The organism is Pseudomonas sp. W5-01 (assembly GCF_046540435.1).
GTDB classification, from domain to species: Bacteria; Pseudomonadota; Gammaproteobacteria; order Pseudomonadales; family Pseudomonadaceae; genus Aquipseudomonas; species Aquipseudomonas graminis_B.
In genome coordinates, this window is record NZ_JAXCIP010000004.1 from 418,831 (window position 1) to 437,056 (window position 18,226).

The following is an 18,226-nucleotide window of genomic DNA, read 5'->3' on the forward strand; positions in this document are numbered from 1 at the left end:
ATAATGCCGGCCATTATGGCGCAGCTAGGCGCTTCTACCTTCAGGACTCCGCTCAATGTTCAAAGCGCTGCGTTTTCTCGGCTGGCCCTTGCTCGCTGGTGTGCTTATCGCTTTACTGATAATCCAGCGCTATCCCCAGTGGGTCGGGCTTCCAAGCCAGGACGTGAACCTGCAACAAGCGCCCCGGCAGACCTTTGTGCAACAGGGCCCGGTATCGTACGCGGACGCCGTCAGCAACGCCGCCCCCGCCGTGGCGAATCTGTACACGACCAAGATGGTCAACAACAGCAATAAACCCAACCACCCGCTGTTCGACGACCCGCAGTTTCGTCGTTTCTTCGGCGACAACCTGCCTAAACAAAAGCGCATGCAGTCGAGTCTGGGATCGGCCGTAATCATGAGTCCGGAAGGCTATCTGCTGACCAACAACCACGTCACCTCCGGTGCAGACCAGATTGTCGTGGCGCTCAAGGACGGCCGCGAGACGATCGCCAAAGTCGTCGGCAGCGATCCGGAAACCGACCTTGCGGTCCTGAAGATCGACCTCAAGAACCTGCCGTCCATTACCCTCGGCCGTTCCGATGCCATCCGCATCGGCGACGTTGCATTGGCCATCGGTAACCCGTTCGGCGTGGGCCAGACCGTGACCATGGGCATCATCAGTGCCACCGGGCGCAATCAGCTGGGCCTCAACACCTACGAAGATTTCATTCAGACCGACGCCGCGATCAACCCCGGCAACTCGGGCGGCGCACTGGTGGACGCCAATGGCAACCTGACCGGGATCAACACGGCGATCTTCTCCAAGTCCGGTGGCTCCCAAGGCATCGGCTTTGCGATTCCGACCAAGCTGGCTCTGGAGGTGATGAAGTCGATCATTGAGCACGGTCAGGTGATTCGCGGCTGGTTGGGGATTGAGGTACAGCCGCTGACGGAGGAACTGTCGGAATCCTTTGGCCTTAAGGACCGCCCAGGGATCGTGGTCGCCGGGATTTTCCGCGATGGGCCGGCGCAGAAGGCCGGATTGCAGCTGGGTGATGTGATTTTGAGCATCAACGGCGAGCCGGCGGGCGACGGGCGCCGCTCCATGAATCAGGTGGCGCGCACCAAGCCGAGCGACAAGATCGCCATTGAGGTCATGCGCAACGGCAAGGAACTGAAGCTGAGCGCCGAGGTGGGCGTGCGCCCACCGCAGACAACGGCGCCTGCGGCGGAGGATTGATCGGTTGCGATGAAGCAGCCGTCAACTCAGCTCGACAGGTCCCCCAAGGCATCCACCAGCGCCTGATTCTGTTCAGGCGTGCCGATAGTGATGCGCAGGAATTGCGCGATGCGCGCCTGTTTGAAGTGGCGCACGATCACGCCCTGCTCCCGCACCTTTGCCGCCAGACCCGCTGCGTCATGCTGAGGGTGACGGGCAAAGATGAAATTCGCGGCCGATGGCAGCACCTCAAAACCCTTGCCTTCCAGCTGCTCGACGAGCGCTTCACGGCTGGCGATCACGCGCTGGCAGGTGCTCTCGAAATACGCGCGATCATCGAAGGCCGCTGCTGCGCCGACAATCGCCATGCGGTCCAGCGGGTACGAGTTGAAGCTGTTCTTCACCCGTTCCAGCGCCTCGATCAGGTCCGGATGCCCCACCGCGAGGCCCACCCGCAGCCCGGCGAGGGAGCGCGATTTGGACAGTGTCTGAGTGACCAGCAGGTTCGGATAGCGATCCACCAGGCTGATCGCGGTGTCGCCGCCGAAGTCGACGTACGCCTCGTCGACGATCACCACTGAATCCGGGCTGTTCTTGAGGATCTGCTCGACGGCATCGAGGGCCAACAGGCAGCCGGTGGGTGCGTTCGGGTTCGGGAAAATGATGCCGCCATTGGGACGCGCGTAATCTTCGGCGCGAATCTGAAACTGTTCGTCAAGCGGCACGGCTTCGTAGTCGACGCCATACAGACCGCAGTACACCGGATAGAAGCTGTAGCTGATGTCCGGGAACAGCAACGGTTTGGCCTGTCGGAAGAACGCGTTATAGGCGTGGGCGAGCACCTCGTCCGAACCGTTGCCGAGGAACACCCGACTGGCGTCGACGCCGTAATAACGCGCCACCGCGTGCTTCAGCAGATCGCTGTTGGGATCGGGATACAGACGCAGTTCATCACTGACCGCCGCACGCATGGCATCGATCGCCTTGGGCGACGGGCCATAGGGGTTTTCGTTGGTGTTGAGCTTCACCAGTTTGGTCAGCTTGGGCTGCTCGCCCGGCACATAAGGCACCAGGTCGTTGACGAAGGAACTCCAGAATTTGCTCATGCTCAGTTGCCCTCTTGTTCGGTGTCGACGATGCGGTATTCGGCGCTGCGGGCGTGGGCGGTCAACGACTCGCCGCGTGCCAGCACCGAAGCCGTTTTGCCAAGTTCGGACGCGCCCTGCTCCGAGCAGAAAATGATCGATGAGCGTTTCTGAAAATCGTACACGCCCAGCGGCGACGAGAACCGTGCGGTGCCCGAAGTGGGCAACACGTGGTTGGGACCGGCGCAGTAGTCGCCCAGCGCTTCAGAGGTGTGGCGGCCCATGAAGATCGCGCCGGCGTGGCGGATCTGCGGCAGCCAGGCCTGTGGATCAGCCACCGACAACTCCAGGTGCTCCGGCGCAATCCGGTTGGCGACTTCAATGGCCTGAGTCATGTCGGCCACTTTGATCAAGGCGCCGCGGCCATTGATCGAGGTCTGAATGATTTCCGCGCGCTCCATCGTCGGCATCAGTTTGGCGATGCTGGCCGCGACCCGGTCAAGGAATTCGGCATCCGGGCTGACCAGAATCGCCTGGGCGTCTTCGTCGTGCTCGGCCTGGGAGAACAGGTCCATCGCGATCCAGTCAGGATCGGTCTGGCCGTCGCACACCACCAGAATCTCCGACGGGCCGGCGATCATGTCGATGCCCACCTGACCGAAGACGTGGCGCTTGGCGGTGGCCACATAGATGTTGCCCGGCCCGACGACCTTGTCCACCTGCGGCACGCTTTCAGTGCCATAGGCCAGCGCCGCAACCGCCTGCGCGCCACCGATGGTGAACACGCGATCGACGCCGGCGATGCAGGCCGCCGCCAGTACCAGCTCGTTGAGCTCACCGCGCGGGGTCGGCACGACCATGACCACTTCGCCCACGCCAGCAACTTTGGCCGGAATGGCGTTCATCAACACTGACGATGGGTAAGAGGCTTTACCGCCCGGCACGTACAGGCCGGCGCGGTCCAGCGGGGTGACCTTCTGGCCCAGCACGGTGCCGTCGGCCTCGGTGTAGCTCCAGGAATCCTGCTTCTGCCGCTCGTGGTAACTGCGCACGCGGTCGGCCGCTTTTTCAAGGGCCTGGCGCTGGGCGGGCGTGATGCGGGTCAGTGCCAGCTCAAGACGCTCGCGCGGCAGAATCAGGTCCGCCATCGACGCCACGTCCAGCCCGTCGAAACGACGGGTGTATTCCACCAGCGCCGCATCGCCGCGCTCGCGCACGTTCTTGATGATGTCCAGCACACGCTCATTGACCGAGTCGTCAGACACACTTTCCCAGCTCAGCAGATGATCCAGATGACGGGCGAAGTCCGGATCGGCGGCGTTGAGTCGGCGAATAGCGTTGGGAGTGGTCATAGCGTGGGCCTCAATGATGGCGATTTCTCAGGTGGCGATTTCAGTTGCAAGGATAGGCAGATGCCTAAGCTAGCAAGCCATCCGCGCGGGCACCTGAGAAATTTGGCTATGACACGGATAGCTGGGCGTGATCCTGTTGAGGGTCACGCGATTCAGTCAACCGCGGTGTCGCGACTCCACGGCTGTGCGCAGGGTGTCGATCAACGACTGGATACGGGCGTGCTGCATTTTCATGGATGCCTTGTTCACCACCAGACGGGAGCTGATGTGGGCAATCATGTCCTGGGGTTCGAGGCCGTTGGCACGCAGCGTGTTGCCAGTGTCGACGACGTCGATGATCTTGTCGGCCAGGCCCACGAGCGGCGCAAGTTCCATGGAGCCGTACAGCTTGATGATATCGACCTGACGGCCCTGTTCGGCGTAATAGCGCTTGGCAACATTGACGAACTTGGTCGCCACACGCAGCCGACCCTTGGGTTCGACGGCGCCGACTGCACCTGCAGTCATCAGCTTGCACTGCGCGATTTGCAGGTCGAGGGGCTCATAAAGCCCCTGACCGCCGTATTCCATCAACACGTCCTTGCCCGCGACGCCGAGATCCGCAGCGCCATGCTCGACATAGGTCGGCACGTCGGTGGCGCGCACGATCAGCAAGCGCACGTCGGCCTGGGTCGTGGGGATGATCAGCTTGCGGCTCTTGTCCGGATTCTCGGTCGGCACGATGCCCGCCGCAGCGAGCAGCGGCAAGGTGTCGTCGAGGATACGGCCCTTGGACAGTGCGATGGTTAACATGGGAAACGTCAGTCCTTATCAGTAGCGCGTGCCGGGTCGCAACTGGCGCCCGACAACCTCCGGCTCAAAAAGCCGAAGTGAAACGAATCAGAAAGTCTTGGCCCTTGGGCCAGACACGTCGCCCGAGTCGATCAAATCGACCCGGGCAAACGCGCAGCAGCTGACTAGCCCGGAACGCGACGGATCTTCGCGCCCAGCATCTGCAGTTTTTCTTCGATGCACTCGTAACCACGGTCGATGTGGTAGATGCGGTCGATCAGCGTGTCGCCTTCGGCAACCAGCGCCGAAATGACCAGGCTCGCCGAAGCACGCAGGTCGGTCGCCATCACAGGCGCGCCCTTGAGCTTGGTGCAACCGGTGACAATCGCGGTGTTGCCTTCGACCTGAATCTGCGCGCCCATGCGGTGCATTTCATACACGTGCATGAAACGATTTTCGAAGATGGTCTCGATGACCGTCCCGGTACCCTCGGCAATGGCATTCAGCGAGATGAACTGCGCCTGCATGTCGGTCGGAAACGCCGGGTACGGCGCAGTACGCACGTTGACCGCTTTCGGACGTTTGCCGTGCATGTTCAGCTCGATCCAGTTGCTGCCCGTGGTGATCTCGGCACCGGCTTCACGCAGCTTCTCGAGAACCGCTTCGAGAATCGTCGGATCGGTGTCCTTGAGCTTCACACGGCCGCCGGTTGCCGCCGCCGCCACCAGATAGGTGCCGGTTTCGATACGGTCGGGCATCACGCGATAGGTCGCCGAACCGAGACGTTTAACGCCATCGATGGTGATGGTGTCGGTGCCGGCGCCAGAGACTTTACCGCCCATGGCGTTGATGAAGTTCGCCAGGTCGACGACTTCAGGTTCACGCGCGGCGTTTTGCAGGACGCTGCGGCCGTTGGCCAGGGCAGCGGCCATCATGATGTTCTCGGTACCGGTGACGCTGACGGTGTCGAAGAAGAAGTGCGCGCCACGCAGGCCGCCTTCCGGCGCCTTGGCCTTGATGTAACCGCCTTCGACGTCGATGATCGCGCCCATGGCTTCAAGACCACGGATGTGCAGATCGACAGGACGCGAACCGATGGCGCAACCGCCAGGCAGTGCCACTTCGGCTTCACCGAATCGGGCAACCATCGGACCCAGCACGAGGATCGACGCACGCATGGTTTTCACCAGTTCGTACGGAGCGACCAGGGTCTTGATAGTGCGCGGATCGATTTCGACGCTGAGCTTCTCGTCGATGATCGGCTCGATCCCCATGCGACCGAACAGCTCGATCATGGTGGTGATGTCGTGCAGGTGCGGCAGGTTGGCGACGGTCACAGGACCATCAGCCAGCAGCGTGGCTGCGAGAATCGGCAGGGCGGAGTTTTTCGCCCCGGAGATGCGGATTTCGCCATCAAGACGAATGCCGCCAGTAATAATCAGTTTATCCATTGGAATCTCGACGCCGTTTTGGCTCAGGTGCGCTCGGCCCATGCAGCGCGGCTGAAAAATTTCATGGTGACCGCGTGGATGCTGCCATCGGCGATCCATGGGTTCAAATGCGTGTAGATCTGCTGCTGGCGCTTGACCGGGCTCAGTGCGGCCAGTTCGTCGCTGATCACGTTCAGCTGGAAATTACAGCCTTCGCCTTCAACTTCGACCTGGATATCTGGCAACTTAGCTTCCAGGAAGCTTTTAACTTCTACGGCCTGCATGCTTAACCTCTATCGGCGCCCTACGCGCGCGGGTCGGCCATCATACAAAAAAGCCCTCTCGTTGCGAACCCTACTTTGCAAGGGGCGGACGAGGGGCTTGATCGATGAAAGCAATTAATGGTGCTGCAACAGCTCGGTGAGCTCAGAGACTTTGGCGATTTCCTGCATGTCTTCTGGCAACGCCCGGACGGTGAGTAACTTGCCCGCCGCCTGAGCATCGCGCATGAATGCGAGGAGCAATGAAAGGCCGACACTGCTGGATTTTTCCACGCCGGAGCAGTCCAGCGTCAAAGCCGCTTCGGTGCTGGCCTTAATGAGCGCCGCGCCCTGCTCGCGCAAGGCGGGCCCGGTCCGATAGTCGACCACGCCGGAGAGCATCAGCTCTCCGCCGCCAGCGGCAGTAACGGACGCTTGACTCATTTGACGACCTTGTCGCTGGAGGCTTCCGAGGTCTCTTTGGCCTTGGCGACTTCGCCAGCCCAACCGTCGATGGTTTTGTCCAGGTTGTTACCGTTGCGCTGCATGGCGTCAGCGAACTGATCGCGGAACAGCTTGCCGATGTTGATGCCGTTGATGATCACGTTACGCACTTTCCACTCACCGCCGATTTTAACGAGGGTGTAGGAAACAGGGTAAACCGCGCCGTTGTTGCCCTTGACCGACATGTCAACGGAAGTGCGATCAGCACCTTCCTGCTTGGCAGGAGAAACAGTGATGCCCTGGTTGTTGTACTCAAGCAGTGCGTTGCCATAGAACTGGATCAGACTGCGCTTGAAGTTTTCCTGGAACCGCTGCATCTGCGCCGGGGTGGCGTTGCGCGAATACTTCACGGTCATGATGCTTTTGGAAATGCCATCGGCGTCAATGACCGGGCCGACGATGCCATTGAGTGCATCGTAGAACGCTTGCGGATTGGACTTGTAGGTTTCCTTGTTGGCGGACAGGTCAGCCAGCAATTGCTTGGTGGTGCGATCAACCAGGTCGTGGGCGGAAGCATCGGACGCCGCTGCATTAGCAAACAATGGCAGGGCGGCCAGCAGCACCAGAAGGCCACGGCGCAGAATCGAGATCATGAAAAAACTCCTCATTTGGCGTCTTTGCCCACTGAATTGAGCAGGAATTTACCGATCAGGTCTTCGAGTACCAACGAGGACTGGGTGTCATGGATGGTGCCGCCGTCTTTCAACAGCTGGTCATCACCACCGACACTGATGCCGATGTATTTTTCACCCAGCAGGCCCGCGGTCAGAATGGAAGCGGTGGAATCCGAAGGCAGGTTATTGACCCGTTTGTTCACTTCCATCGTCACACGACCGGTGAAGGTATCGTGATCCAGATCGATTGCAGTGACCTTGCCAATGTTCACACCGGCCATGGTCACTTTCGCTCTGACAGTCAAACCGGCGATATTGTCGAAATTTGCGTAAAGTTTATAAGTGTCGGTGTTGGCGCTGGCACTCAGACCGCTGACGCGCAGGGCGAGCAGGAGCAAAGCCAGGATACCGGCCAGCAGAAACAGGCCTACACCGGTTTCGAGGGTGCGGTTTTGCATCAGAAGTCTCCAAACATCAAGGCGGTCATAATAAAGTCCAGGCCCAGTACGGCCAATGACGCGTAGACCACGGTCTTGGTCGTGGCGCGACTGATCCCTTCGGACGTCGGCTCGCAGTCATAGCCCTGAAACACGGCAATCCAGGTGACGACAAAAGCGAACACGACGCTCTTGATGACACCGTTGAGTACATCATCGGTAAACGAAACGCTGTTCTGCATGTTGGCCCAGAAGGAGCCTTCGTAAACGCCCAGCCAGTCGACCGCCACCCACGAACCACCCCAGATGCCAACCACGCTGAAGATCAGCGCCAGCACCGGCAGCGAGATGAAGCCTGCCCAGAGACGCGGCGCGACGATGTATTTGAGCGGGTCAACGCCAATCATCTCGAGGCTGGAAAGCTGCTCGGTGGATTTCATGTTGCCGATTTCAGCGGTAAGCGCAGAGCCTGCACGACCGGCGAACAATAGAGCGGTAACGACCGGGCCTAGTTCACGCAGCAGCGTCAGGGCAACCATCTGCCCCACCGCCTGCTCGGAGCCGTACTTGGCGAGAATGCTGAAGCCTTGCAGCGCCAGCACCATGCCGATAAACACGCCGGACACGACAATAATGGCCAGAGACATGACGCCTACCGAGTGCAGCTGACGCAGCAGCAGCTGAAAGCCGCCGCCGATTCCGCCACGCCCGAGCAACGCATGAACCAGAAAAATCCCTGAACGACCCAGCACTGCAACTATATCGATCGCCGAACGCCCCATCAGGCGTACGCGATCCATTAAAGACTTTCTGCGCATCAGCGCTTCCCCAAAAGATCGTCGCGATAATCCGGTGCCGGATAATGGAAAGGTACCGGCCCGTCGGGATCGCCCGTCATGAACTGACGTATACGAGGGTTATCCGACTCCATCAGTTCCTGCGGTGTGCCCTGCCCCAGCACCTGACCGTCACCGACGACATAGAGATAGTCGGCGATGCTCGCGGTCTCGGCGAGGTCGTGAGACACCACGATACTGGTGATACCCAGCGCGTCATTCAGCAGCCTGATCAGCCGTACCAGCACGCCCATGGCGATAGGGTCCTGGCCCACGAAAGGTTCGTCGTACATGAGGATCTGGGGATCCAGCGCGATGGCACGCGCCAGCGCAACACGACGCTTCATGCCACCCGACAGCTCGTCGGGCATCAGATCAACGGCCCCACGAAGCCCGACCGCCTGCAGCTTCAGCAGGACGATGTCGCGGATCATGTCTTCAGGCAGTTTGGTGTGAACCCGCAGCGGAAACGCCACGTTTTCGAAAACGTCGAGGTCGGTGAACAGTGCGCCGCTCTGAAAGAGCACGCCCATCTGCTTGCGCGCGTCGAAAAGATCGCTGCGCGATAGCTTGGGCAAATTCTGGCCATTGACCCAGACTTCGCCAGCGCTGGGACGCAGTTGTGCTCCCATCAATCGCAGCAGGGTGGTTTTACCACTGCCCGACGGCCCCATGATGCCGGTGACTTTGCCCCGGGGGATGCTGATGTCCACATTATTGAAGATGCTGCGCGCACCGCGCTTGAAGGAAACGCCCTTCAGCTCGACCGCGTAGGCGTTATCGGCACTCATCTAAACTCCTTGCGATGCAACCTGTCTCTCAGATGCCGCGTTCTTGACGAACGACACACTTTTGGAGGGGCCGAACAAGCGGCGGACTATACCACCGCTCTCGCACGCCGCCCAAGCTTCAACGTGTCAAGTCGCAAACAAAGAAGGGTATTAAGGACGGTGTGGAATTTTCGTACCCATCGCCAGCCTTTATCACGCAGTTGCTGAAGGACGTGTCCTTTCATTAAACAAACAGCAACGATGAAGCGTGAGGCTTTTGAACATTGCCGCTATAATCCCCGGCTTTTGACCAAGCGACCCCTTCCGATATGTCCAATGCGCGCAATCTGATTGAATCGGCAAAGAGCACCATCCGCCTTGAAATAGAAGCCGTGGAAGGTCTGCTTGCGCATATCAATGCCGATTTCGTCAGCGCATGCGACATGATTCTGGGCAGTCAGGGCCGCGTGGTCGTGGTCGGCATGGGCAAGTCGGGGCATATCGGCAAGAAGATCGCCGCGACCCTCGCCAGCACCGGCACTCCCTCGTTTTTCGTGCACCCGGCCGAGGCCAGCCACGGCGACATGGGCATGATCACCAGCGCCGACATCATTCTGGCCCTGTCCAACTCGGGCACGACGGCCGAGATCGTCACGTTGCTGCCGCTGATCAAGCGTCTGGGCATCAAGATGATCAGCCTTACCGGCAACCCGGACTCAACGCTGGCCAAAGCCGCCGACGTCAACCTTAATGCGCGGGTCGAAAAAGAAGCCTGCCCGCTGAATCTGGCGCCCACCTCCTCCACCACGGCGGCGCTGGTCATGGGCGACGCCCTGGCCGTTGCACTGCTGGACGCCAGAGGCTTCACCGCCGAAGACTTCGCCTTTTCCCACCCGGGCGGTGCGCTGGGTCGTCGGCTGCTGTTGAAGGTCGAGCATGTGATGCACACTGGGGCCAACCTGCCGCAGGTTGCGCGGGGCACGCCGCTTCGCGATTCGCTGATGGAAATGACCCGCAAGGGGCTGGGTATGACCGCCATCCTCGAGAGCGACGGACGCCTTGCCGGTATCTTCACGGACGGTGACTTGCGTCGCACGCTGGATCGCCCGATCGACATACGCCTGGCCACCATTGATGAAGTGATGACCGTCCATGGCAAGACTGTACGGCCGGAAATGCTCGCGGCCGAAGCTTTGAAAATCATGGAAGACAACAAGATCGGCGCACTTATTGTGGTCGACGAGAACGACCGCCCGGTTGGCGCGTTCAACCTTCAAGACCTGCTTCGCGCAGGCGTCATGTAAATGAGCGCCGATATGAATGACCTGATGCAACGCGGCAAGAACATCAAACTGGCGATCTTCGACGTCGATGGCGTACTCACCGATGGGCGCCTGTATTTCCTCGAAGACGGCAGCGAGTTCAAGACGTTCAACACCCTCGACGGCCAGGGCATCAAGATGCTCATCAACTCGGGCGTGACCACTGCCATCATCAGCGGGCGCAAGACCCCCGTGGTTGAGCGGCGAGCGAAGAACCTCGGCATCGCGCACCTTTATCAGGGCCGCGAAGACAAACTCGTGGTCCTCGACGAGCTTTTGCAGCAACTGAATCTAAGCTACGAGCAGGTCGCGTATCTGGGTGACGATCTGCCTGATCTGCCGGTCATTCGCCGGGTCGGCCTGGGCATGGCCGTTGCCAATGCTGCCAGCTTTGTCCGCGAGCATGCCGATGGCATTACCCAGGCACGTGGCGGCGAAGGCGCTGCCCGCGAATTCTGCGAGTTGATTCTGAAGGCTCAGGGCAACCTCGAAGCGGCTCATGCCGCCTACCTATAGAAGTGCATTTATGCTGAGCAAAAAGTTTCGTACGTTTCTGCTGTTCGGTGTGCTGGCATTGCTGCTGGCAGCGGTCGGCTACTGGAACATCAGTCCGGAAAGCTTCCTCGATCAACCCAAGGCTGCCGTGGATGAAAGCGCTGTCGATTACTACGCGACCAACGCCCACAGCATTCAGTACCTGCCCGACGGAACCATGCAGTACGACATGACCGCCGACAAGGTCGAGCACTTGAAAGCCACCGACGTCACCCTGATGACCACGCCGGTGCTGCAGATGTATCGAGGTTCGACCTTCCCGTGGCACGTACAGAGCGTTCGCGCCGAAGTGTCGCCGGGGGGTGATCACGTCGAGCTGATCGACTCGGTGCGCATCAACCGCACCGACGAAAAGAACCGCACCACCATCATCACCAGCAGCCGCATGACTGTATTCCCGCAGAAGCAATATGCGGAGACTGCCCAACCCGTTAGAATCGACGGCCTTGGCGGTGTAACGACCGGCACGGGTATGAAAGCGTATCTGAAAGAAAGCAGGATGAACCTGCTATCCAACGTAAGAGGACAGTATGAGGCTCGTTAAAACCCTTCCTTTTTTGCTCGGCCTGGGCGCAGCACTGGGAAGCGCGAGCGCCTGGTCTCTGCCGACGGATCGCGATCAACCCATCCACATCCAGTCGGATGACGCGCAACTGGACGACAAGCAAGGCATCGCCACTTACAAAGGCAATGTCATCATCACCCAGGGCACGATGAAGATCACCGGCAACACCGTGACAATCACCCGGACACCGCAAGGCGACGTGGACGTGTTCACGTCCGTGGGCAACCTGGCCTATTACGAGCAGAAGCCATCGGTGGACAAACCGATCGTTCAGGCCTGGGGCGTCACCATCCAGTACTTCGCGGCCCAGAACCGCATCGTGCTGATCGACAAGGCCAAAGTGGTCAACGACGGCAACACGTCCGAAGGCGAGAAAATCGTCTATGACACCGTCAAGCAGGTCGTGAACGCCGGTCGTGCCAACGGCACCAAGGTCACCGCACCACGCCCTCGCATCGACATGGTCATCCAGCCGAAAAAGAAAACCGACCAGCAGAAGGCCCAGTAATGGCAACGCTGAAAGCCCAACATCTGGCCAAGGCCTATAAAAGCCGCCAGGTCGTACGTGACGTCAGCCTGTCCATCGAGAGCGGTCAGATTGTCGGCCTGCTCGGCCCCAACGGCGCCGGCAAGACCACCTGCTTCTACATGATCGTCGGCCTGGTTCAGGCCGATCAGGGTCGCGTTCTGATCGACGACCAGGACGTCAGCCACCAGCCGATGCACGGCCGCGCACGCGCCGGTATTGGCTACCTGCCACAGGAAGCGTCGATCTTCCGCAAGCTCTCCGTCTCGGACAACATCATGGCGATTCTGGAGACCCGCAAGGAGCTCGATCGCACTGCCCGTCGCAAGGAGCTGGAAAGCCTGCTGCAGGAATTCCACATCACCCACATTCGCGACAACCTGGGCATGAGCCTGTCGGGCGGTGAACGTCGCCGCGTGGAAATCGCACGCGCCCTCGCCACTTCGCCGAAATTCATTCTGCTCGACGAACCTTTTGCCGGTGTTGACCCTATTTCCGTAGGCGACATCAAGCAGATCATTCACCACCTCAAGGCCAAAGGGATCGGCGTGCTGATCACCGACCACAATGTGCGTGAAACGCTGGATATCTGCGAAACCGCCTACATCGTCAACGATGGGCAGCTAATTGCCGAAGGCGACGCCGAATCCATCCTGGCCAACCAATTGGTCAAGGAAGTGTATCTGGGTCACGAATTCCGCCTGTAACCGCAGTGATGACACGAGGTTGTGCGGTACGCCGCAACGCGCCCTATCGCCGACCTCGTTTTTTAATTGTCATCACACTCTAGGCAAACCCTCCAGCTTCAGGCATATAATTTGCTTAAGTTGGCGCCCTCGGCGCCCTGGTAGTAAATGGCGCGCAGTGCGCCGGCGAATAAGGTGTTAAGCCCTGCCATGAAACCTTCGCTAGTCTTGAGAATGGGCCAGCAGCTGACGATGACGCCTCAGCTGCAACAGGCAATCCGCTTGCTTCAGTTGTCGACGCTGGATCTCCAACAGGAGATTCAGGAGGCGCTGGAGTCGAACCCGATGCTGGAACGGCAGGAGGAAGGCGACGATTTCGACAACGCCGACCCCTTGGCGGATAACGTAGAGCAAAAGCCCAACGCTGATGTTCAGGAGCCCACCTACCAGGAATCGGCGCCTACCGTCGACAATCTGGATGAGGGCGACTGGAACGAGCGCATCCCCAACGAGTTGCCTGTCGACACCGCGTGGGAAGACGTCTATCAGACCAGCGCCAGCAGCCTGCCCAGCAATGACGATGACGAGTGGGATTTCACCACCCGCACCTCCGTTGGCGAAAGCCTGCAAAGCCACCTGCTCTGGCAGCTCAACCTCGCGCCGATGTCGGACACCGATCGCCTGATCGCCGTGACGCTGATCGATTGCATCAACAACCAGGGTTACCTCGACGAAACACTGGAAGAATTGCTCGACGCTTTCGATCCTGAGCTCGATATCGAGCTGGACGAAATCGAAGCCGTTCTGCACCGCATCCAGCAGTTCGAGCCTGCGGGCATCGGCGCTCGCAACCTGAGCGAATGCCTGCTGCTGCAGCTCCGTCAGTTGCCGGCCAAAACCAGGTGGCTGGCGGAAGCGCAGAAGCTGGTCAGCGACTACATCGATCTGTTGGGCAGCCGCGACTACGCGCAACTGATGCGCCGCATGAAGCTCAAGGAAGACGACCTGCGGCAGGTCATTGAACTGGTCCAGAGCCTCAACCCGCGCCCCGGCTCGCAGATCGAGTCCAGTGAAGCCGAATACGTTGTGCCTGACGTCATCGTGCGCAAGGACAACGAGCGCTGGCTGGTGGAGCTGAACCAGGAATCCGTGCCGCGCCTGCGGGTCAATCCGCAGTACGCGGGGTTCGTGCGTCGTGCCGATACCAGCGCCGACAATACGTTCATGCGCAATCAGCTGCAGGAAGCGCGCTGGTTCATCAAGAGCCTGCAAAGCCGTAACGAGACGCTGATGAAGGTGGCGACGCAAATCGTTGAACACCAGCGCGGCTTCCTTGAGTACGGCGACGAGGCCATGAAGCCGCTGGTTCTGCATGACATCGCTGAGGCGGTCGGCATGCACGAATCGACGATTTCCCGGGTCACCACGCAGAAATTCATGCACACCCCACGCGGGATCTACGAACTCAAATATTTCTTTTCCAGCCACGTCAGCACCTCGGAAGGCGGCGAATGCTCGTCCACGGCGATTCGCGCGATCATCAAAAAACTGGTCGCTGCGGAAAATCAGAAAAAGCCGTTGAGTGACAGCAAGATCGCTGGTTTACTGGAAGCACAAGGCATTCAAGTGGCCCGTCGCACAGTCGCCAAGTACCGAGAATCCCTTGGGATCTCGCCGTCCAGCGAACGCAAGCGACTGATGTAAAGGTCACACGTCAAAGTGTTCCAGTGGCAGGCATTACGCCTGCCTCTTAATGCACTGGCAACGAAGGAGAAGCTGTATGCAAGTCAATATCAGTGGACACCAGCTGGAAGTGACCGAACCTCTGCGTACCTACATCGGCGAGAAGCTCGCCCGACTGGAACGCCACTTTGACAAGATCACGAATGTGCAGGTCACGATGGAGGTCGAGAAGCTCAAGCAGAAGATCGAAGCCACCTTGCACGTTCCTGGCGCTGAAGTGGTTGCCAACGCCGAACACGACGACATGTACGCAGCCATTGACCTGCTTGCCGACAAGCTTGACCGCCAACTCAAAAAACATAAGGAAAAACAGCAAAGTCTGCTGCAAGGCGCGACTGCTCGCTGACACTCCCCACTCATGATCCGACTTGAAAATATTCTGACCCCTGGCCGTTCACTCGTGAACGTGCCAGGCGGCAGCAAAAAAGCCGTACTCCAAAACATCGCCAGCATGATCGGCAAGCAAGTGCCCGATCTTGATGAACAGGTGGTGTTTGAAAGCCTTATTGCCCGTGAAAAACTCGGCTCCACCGGTTTCGGTAATGGCATCGCCATTCCCCACTGCCGCCTGAAGGGCTGTACAACGCCTGTCAGCGCTGTGCTGCATCTCGAGAAACCCATCGATTTCGACGCCATCGACGGCGCGCCGGTTGACCTGCTGTTTGTGCTGCTGGTCCCGGAAGCGGCCACCGATGCTCACCTGGAACTGCTGCGCCAGATCGCCAGCATGCTCGACCGTGACGATGTGCGTAAGCGCCTGCGCGCCGCCAAAACCGACGAAGAGCTTTACAGCGTCGTGCTCGACGTCCAGAACGGTCACTGATCATGCGCATGATCATCGTCAGCGGCCGCTCCGGCTCCGGCAAGAGCACGGCCCTCGACGTCCTTGAAGACAGCGGTTTCTACTGCGTCGACAATTTGCCCGCCGGCCTGCTCCCGGAGCTGGCCGAGCGCGCACTGATCAACACCGAATTGGCCGAGCCTTTACTGGCGGTCTCGATTGACGCGCGCAACCTGCCCAGTCACCTGACCCGATTCCCACGCATGCTCGCCGAGGTACGCGCCCGCCACATCCAGTGCGACGTGCTGTTCCTCGATGCAGATGAACCTACCCTGCTCAAGCGTTTTTCCGAGACCCGTCGCCGTCATCCGTTGAGCACGGCAACGCGCTCGCTGGCCGAAGCCATTCGTGACGAGAAGACCCTGCTCGGCCCGATCATCGATCTGGCTGATCTGACGGTCGACACTACGCACCTGAATCTCTATCAGCTGCGCGACATTCTCAAATTGCGCCTGCTGAACAAACCCGAACCGGGCACTGCCTTCCTCATCGAATCCTTCGGCTTCAAGCGCGGCATGCCCGTGGACGCCGACCTGGTGTTCGACGTGCGCTGCCTGCCCAACCCGTACTGGAAACCCGAACTGCGCGAGCAGTCGGGCCTCGACAAGCCGGTTGCCGAGTACCTCGCAGCACAACCCGACGTCGAAGAAATGTTCCAGGACATCTTCTCGTATCTCAACAAGTGGTTGCCGCGCTTTGCCGCCAGCAATCGCGCCTACGTCACTATTGCCATTGGCTGCACCGGCGGACACCACCGCTCCGTCTACCTGACCGAACGTCTGGGTCAGGTCCTGCAGCAATCGCTCAAGAATGTTCAGGTCCGCCACCGCGACCTAAGCTGAAAGGACCTCCATCGCGATGCCCGCTCTAGAAATCACCATCATCAACAAGCTGGGTCTGCACGCCCGGGCCGCCGCCAAGTTCGTGGGTGTTGCCGGCAAGTACCCGTGTCAGATCAGGGTCGGCCGCACCCCGGAAACCATGGTCGATGGCAAAAGCATCATGGCCGTCATGATGCTGGCTGCCGGTAAGGGCACCCTGATCCATCTGGCCACCGAAGGTGAAGAAGCCGATGCGGCGCTGGCGGGGCTGGTGGAACTGATCAACAACAAGTTTGACGAAGGCGAATAAGCCCTACCGCCGCACGACGCCTCCATTTCCCCGTCAGAGATGATCGATGCCACTGACAGCCAAGCCTCCATTCTCACGAGGGATCAGATCCGGTTCCGAGAAGATGCTGATGCTGGGCAGCGCCGTGGCGGTGGCCGCCATACTCGCCATCGTGACCTGGTTGCTGTTTCGGGAGCTGGGGACGGCCAACGAAGCCGCTGTGCGCTCGGCAAACAATGTGGTGCAGTTGATCGACGCTGACGTGCAGCGCAATGCCGAGCTGTATGACACCTCCCTATTGGGCCTGATCGCGGCCTGGCGACGGCCCGATGTCATGACGATCTCTCCGGAATTGCGCCAGCTGGTGCTCTTCGACCGGGCCACGGCGGCGCCCTTCAAGGGCGATGTGGTGCTGCTGGATGACACCGGGCGCATCGTCGCCGACTCCACCTCGCTGACGCCTCGGCTGGACAACTTCTCAGACCGGCCAGGCTTTCAGAAACACCGGGACAGCGGCTCACTGGCGCTGGTGGTCGACGGGCCCTTCCTGTCGCGCTGGGGCTTCAAGGACCTGTGCATCAGTTTCAGTCGCCGTCTCCCCTCCGACAACGGCCAGTTCGTCGGCATTGCCAGTGCATCAATGCGCCTGTCGTACTTCGATCAACTGTTTCGCACGCTGGACATCGGTCCCACCAGCACCGTCAACCTGCTCAGCGCGGATGGCGTGATGCTCGCCCGGCAACCCGACGACAACAACCGGACCTTCATCGGCCAGAACTTCAGCATGCGGCCCAACTTCAAACGCATTCTGAGGGAGGTCAACGGCAGCTTTGCGGCGATATCCGAACTCGACGGTGCTGAGCGGCTTTACACCTTCTCACGGGTGGGTGACTTGCCATTGATCGTCGTGGTCGCTCAATCCCGGGACGACGTCTACGCGCTGTGGAAACGCAACGCGCTGCTGGTGGCAAGCGCGACCGGTTTGCTGTGCCTCGGGATCCTCTCGCTGTCCTGGCTGTTGGGCCGCCAACTGCGCCTGCGCCAGAACGCCGAGCGTGAACTGGCCGGGCTGGCGTCCACAGATGGGCTGACCGGCCTGGCCAACCGGCGCAGGCTGGATCAGGTGCTCAAGCAGGAATGGGCGCGGGGCATGCGTTCGGAAAGGCCTTTGGCACTCCTGATGATTGATGTGGATCACTTCAAGGCCTTCAACGATCGACACGGGCATCATGGCGGCGACGTCGCATTACGTAGCGTTGCCCAGACCCTGACCGCCAGCATCCGCAGGCCGGGTGACCTCGCCGCGCGCTATGGCGGTGAGGAGTTCATGGTGGTGCTCCCGGAAACCGACAAGGCAGGTGCCTGTGTGATCGCGGAAAAGCTGCGTCTGGCGATAGAAGCACTTCCGCCTTTTGCCGAGGACACAGTCCCCATCACCGTCAGCATCGGCGTGGCCACGCACCTGCCGGCGACCCACGATCTGCCCGAGCCGCTGTTTCACGCCGCGGACCGGGCCCTGTACCGGGCCAAGAAACAAGGCAGGAACCGCGTGGAATTCGAACCCTATGTAGCGCCCTCTGCCGAATCGCAGGCATAAAAAAACGCCAGACTGGCTGGC

22 protein-coding genes are annotated in these 18,226 nt (G+C 60.0%); 12 read left to right on the forward strand and 10 right to left on the reverse strand.

All coding sequences use genetic code 11. The features are described from left to right. Window positions 1-55 precede the first annotated feature (55 nt). On the forward strand, window positions 56-1,222 hold the full coding sequence (gene algW / locus SLW75_RS15400; protein ID WP_369318471.1) for a Do family serine endopeptidase AlgW: 1,167 nt from the start codon (window positions 56-58) through the stop codon (window positions 1,220-1,222). Between the two features lie 26 nt (window positions 1,223-1,248). Here algW and hisC read toward each other — a convergent pair whose 3' ends face one another. From hisC to SLW75_RS15450, 10 genes are all read right to left on the reverse strand, one after another. Next, window positions 1,249-2,307, reverse strand: a complete 1,059-nt coding sequence (gene hisC, locus SLW75_RS15405) for a histidinol-phosphate transaminase (protein WP_410934859.1) — start codon at window positions 2,305-2,307, stop codon at window positions 1,249-1,251. A gap of 2 nt (window positions 2,308-2,309) precedes the next feature. Then, complete coding sequence (hisD, locus tag SLW75_RS15410) at window positions 2,310-3,638, reverse strand: histidinol dehydrogenase (protein WP_065992098.1); 1,329 nt, start codon at window positions 3,636-3,638, stop codon at window positions 2,310-2,312. A gap of 156 nt (window positions 3,639-3,794) precedes the next feature. Next, entirely contained in the window at window positions 3,795-4,430 is a 636-nt protein-coding gene (gene hisG / locus SLW75_RS15415) for an ATP phosphoribosyltransferase (RefSeq protein ID WP_065992096.1), read from the reverse strand. 164 nt (window positions 4,431-4,594) lie between these two features. Beyond that, entirely contained in the window at window positions 4,595-5,860 is a 1,266-nt protein-coding gene (murA, locus tag SLW75_RS15420) for a UDP-N-acetylglucosamine 1-carboxyvinyltransferase (protein WP_065993161.1), read from the reverse strand. A gap of 23 nt (window positions 5,861-5,883) precedes the next feature. Then, window positions 5,884-6,123, reverse strand: coding sequence for a BolA family protein (locus SLW75_RS15425; RefSeq protein ID WP_065992095.1), 240 nt, complete (start codon window positions 6,121-6,123; stop codon window positions 5,884-5,886). A gap of 114 nt (window positions 6,124-6,237) precedes the next feature. Further along, complete coding sequence (locus SLW75_RS15430) at window positions 6,238-6,543, reverse strand: lipid asymmetry maintenance protein MlaB (protein WP_065992094.1); 306 nt, start codon at window positions 6,541-6,543, stop codon at window positions 6,238-6,240. Then, window positions 6,540-7,196 (reverse strand): phospholipid-binding protein MlaC, encoded by a 657-nt coding sequence (locus SLW75_RS15435; RefSeq protein ID WP_065992093.1) that lies wholly within the window; start codon window positions 7,194-7,196, stop codon window positions 6,540-6,542. Before SLW75_RS15435 ends, SLW75_RS15430 begins: the two co-directional genes overlap by 4 nt. An 11-nt stretch (window positions 7,197-7,207) precedes the next feature. After that, complete coding sequence (gene mlaD / locus SLW75_RS15440; protein WP_065992091.1) at window positions 7,208-7,675, reverse strand: outer membrane lipid asymmetry maintenance protein MlaD; 468 nt, start codon at window positions 7,673-7,675, stop codon at window positions 7,208-7,210. Then, entirely contained in the window at window positions 7,675-8,472 is a 798-nt protein-coding gene (mlaE, locus tag SLW75_RS15445; RefSeq protein ID WP_192132717.1) for a lipid asymmetry maintenance ABC transporter permease subunit MlaE, read from the reverse strand. The genes mlaD and mlaE overlap by 1 nt, the downstream gene beginning before the upstream one ends. Continuing rightward, complete coding sequence (locus SLW75_RS15450) at window positions 8,472-9,281, reverse strand: ATP-binding cassette domain-containing protein (RefSeq protein ID WP_065992087.1); 810 nt, start codon at window positions 9,279-9,281, stop codon at window positions 8,472-8,474. The genes mlaE and SLW75_RS15450 overlap by 1 nt, the downstream gene beginning before the upstream one ends. A 308-nt stretch (window positions 9,282-9,589) precedes the next feature. On the opposite strand from SLW75_RS15450, the gene SLW75_RS15455 reads away from it, so the two are divergent. From SLW75_RS15455 to SLW75_RS15505, 11 genes are all read left to right on the forward strand, one after another. Next, window positions 9,590-10,564, forward strand: a complete 975-nt coding sequence (locus tag SLW75_RS15455) for a KpsF/GutQ family sugar-phosphate isomerase (RefSeq protein WP_410934860.1) — start codon at window positions 9,590-9,592, stop codon at window positions 10,562-10,564. Beyond that, window positions 10,565-11,098: a 3-deoxy-manno-octulosonate-8-phosphatase KdsC gene (gene kdsC, locus SLW75_RS15460; protein WP_065992081.1), complete on the forward strand. Its 534-nt coding sequence runs from the start codon at window positions 10,565-10,567 to the stop codon at window positions 11,096-11,098. 10 nt (window positions 11,099-11,108) lie between these two features. Then, entirely contained in the window at window positions 11,109-11,681 is a 573-nt protein-coding gene (lptC, locus tag SLW75_RS15465; protein WP_037014789.1) for an LPS export ABC transporter periplasmic protein LptC, read from the forward strand. After that, on the forward strand, window positions 11,668-12,210 hold the full coding sequence (gene lptA, locus SLW75_RS15470; RefSeq protein ID WP_037014791.1) for a lipopolysaccharide transport periplasmic protein LptA: 543 nt from the start codon (window positions 11,668-11,670) through the stop codon (window positions 12,208-12,210). Before lptC ends, lptA begins: the two co-directional genes overlap by 14 nt. Next, on the forward strand, window positions 12,210-12,935 hold the full coding sequence (lptB, locus tag SLW75_RS15475; RefSeq protein WP_065992079.1) for an LPS export ABC transporter ATP-binding protein: 726 nt from the start codon (window positions 12,210-12,212) through the stop codon (window positions 12,933-12,935). The genes lptA and lptB overlap by 1 nt, the downstream gene beginning before the upstream one ends. 189 nt (window positions 12,936-13,124) lie before the next feature. Next, entirely contained in the window at window positions 13,125-14,618 is a 1,494-nt protein-coding gene (locus SLW75_RS15480; protein WP_065992077.1) for an RNA polymerase factor sigma-54, read from the forward strand. A 76-nt stretch (window positions 14,619-14,694) separates the two neighbouring features. Continuing rightward, window positions 14,695-15,003, forward strand: coding sequence for a ribosome hibernation-promoting factor, HPF/YfiA family (gene hpf / locus SLW75_RS15485; RefSeq protein ID WP_037014798.1), 309 nt, complete (start codon window positions 14,695-14,697; stop codon window positions 15,001-15,003). A 12-nt stretch (window positions 15,004-15,015) separates the two neighbouring features. Next, window positions 15,016-15,480: a PTS IIA-like nitrogen regulatory protein PtsN gene (ptsN, locus tag SLW75_RS15490; RefSeq protein ID WP_065992075.1), complete on the forward strand. Its 465-nt coding sequence runs from the start codon at window positions 15,016-15,018 to the stop codon at window positions 15,478-15,480. Window positions 15,481-15,482: 2 nt separating this feature from the next. Further along, window positions 15,483-16,340 carry an RNase adapter RapZ gene (gene rapZ / locus SLW75_RS15495; RefSeq protein ID WP_065992073.1) on the forward strand — a complete coding sequence of 286 codons (858 nt, stop codon included), beginning with the start codon at window positions 15,483-15,485 and terminating at the stop codon, window positions 16,338-16,340. Window positions 16,341-16,356: 16 nt separating this feature from the next. Then, a complete protein-coding gene (locus SLW75_RS15500) occupies window positions 16,357-16,629 on the forward strand; it encodes an HPr family phosphocarrier protein (RefSeq protein WP_065992070.1) in 273 nt (90 codons plus the stop codon). Window positions 16,630-16,732: 103 nt separating this feature from the next. After that, a complete protein-coding gene (locus SLW75_RS15505) occupies window positions 16,733-18,205 on the forward strand; it encodes a diguanylate cyclase (protein ID WP_410934861.1) in 1,473 nt (490 codons plus the stop codon). Window positions 18,206-18,226: the final 21 nt, after the last annotated feature.

Coding starts and splice junctions, on each gene's coding strand:
- rapZ (WP_065992073.1), top strand. CDS start 15,483: ATGCGCATGATCATCGTCAGCGGCCGCTCCGGCTCCGGCAAGAGCACG.
- hisG (WP_065992096.1), bottom strand. CDS start 4,430: ATGTTAACCATCGCACTGTCCAAGGGCCGTATCCTCGACGACACCTTG.
- SLW75_RS15430 (WP_065992094.1), bottom strand. CDS start 6,543: ATGAGTCAAGCGTCCGTTACTGCCGCTGGCGGCGGAGAGCTGATGCTC.
- SLW75_RS15480 (WP_065992077.1), top strand. CDS start 13,125: ATGAAACCTTCGCTAGTCTTGAGAATGGGCCAGCAGCTGACGATGACG.
- ptsN (WP_065992075.1), top strand. CDS start 15,016: ATGATCCGACTTGAAAATATTCTGACCCCTGGCCGTTCACTCGTGAAC.
- lptB (WP_065992079.1), top strand. CDS start 12,210: ATGGCAACGCTGAAAGCCCAACATCTGGCCAAGGCCTATAAAAGCCGC.
- SLW75_RS15500 (WP_065992070.1), top strand. CDS start 16,357: ATGCCCGCTCTAGAAATCACCATCATCAACAAGCTGGGTCTGCACGCC.
- SLW75_RS15425 (WP_065992095.1), bottom strand. CDS start 6,123: ATGCAGGCCGTAGAAGTTAAAAGCTTCCTGGAAGCTAAGTTGCCAGAT.
- mlaE (WP_192132717.1), bottom strand. CDS start 8,472: ATGCGCAGAAAGTCTTTAATGGATCGCGTACGCCTGATGGGGCGTTCG.
- algW (WP_369318471.1), top strand. CDS start 56: ATGTTCAAAGCGCTGCGTTTTCTCGGCTGGCCCTTGCTCGCTGGTGTG.
- lptC (WP_037014789.1), top strand. CDS start 11,109: ATGCTGAGCAAAAAGTTTCGTACGTTTCTGCTGTTCGGTGTGCTGGCA.
- lptA (WP_037014791.1), top strand. CDS start 11,668: ATGAGGCTCGTTAAAACCCTTCCTTTTTTGCTCGGCCTGGGCGCAGCA.
- SLW75_RS15450 (WP_065992087.1), bottom strand. CDS start 9,281: ATGAGTGCCGATAACGCCTACGCGGTCGAGCTGAAGGGCGTTTCCTTC.
- hisC (WP_410934859.1), bottom strand. CDS start 2,307: ATGAGCAAATTCTGGAGTTCCTTCGTCAACGACCTGGTGCCTTATGTG.
- hpf (WP_037014798.1), top strand. CDS start 14,695: ATGCAAGTCAATATCAGTGGACACCAGCTGGAAGTGACCGAACCTCTG.
- SLW75_RS15435 (WP_065992093.1), bottom strand. CDS start 7,196: ATGATCTCGATTCTGCGCCGTGGCCTTCTGGTGCTGCTGGCCGCCCTG.
- kdsC (WP_065992081.1), top strand. CDS start 10,565: ATGAGCGCCGATATGAATGACCTGATGCAACGCGGCAAGAACATCAAA.
- SLW75_RS15505 (WP_410934861.1), top strand. CDS start 16,733: ATGCTGATGCTGGGCAGCGCCGTGGCGGTGGCCGCCATACTCGCCATC.
- murA (WP_065993161.1), bottom strand. CDS start 5,860: ATGGATAAACTGATTATTACTGGCGGCATTCGTCTTGATGGCGAAATC.
- hisD (WP_065992098.1), bottom strand. CDS start 3,638: ATGACCACTCCCAACGCTATTCGCCGACTCAACGCCGCCGATCCGGAC.
- SLW75_RS15455 (WP_410934860.1), top strand. CDS start 9,590: ATGTCCAATGCGCGCAATCTGATTGAATCGGCAAAGAGCACCATCCGC.
- mlaD (WP_065992091.1), bottom strand. CDS start 7,675: ATGCAAAACCGCACCCTCGAAACCGGTGTAGGCCTGTTTCTGCTGGCC.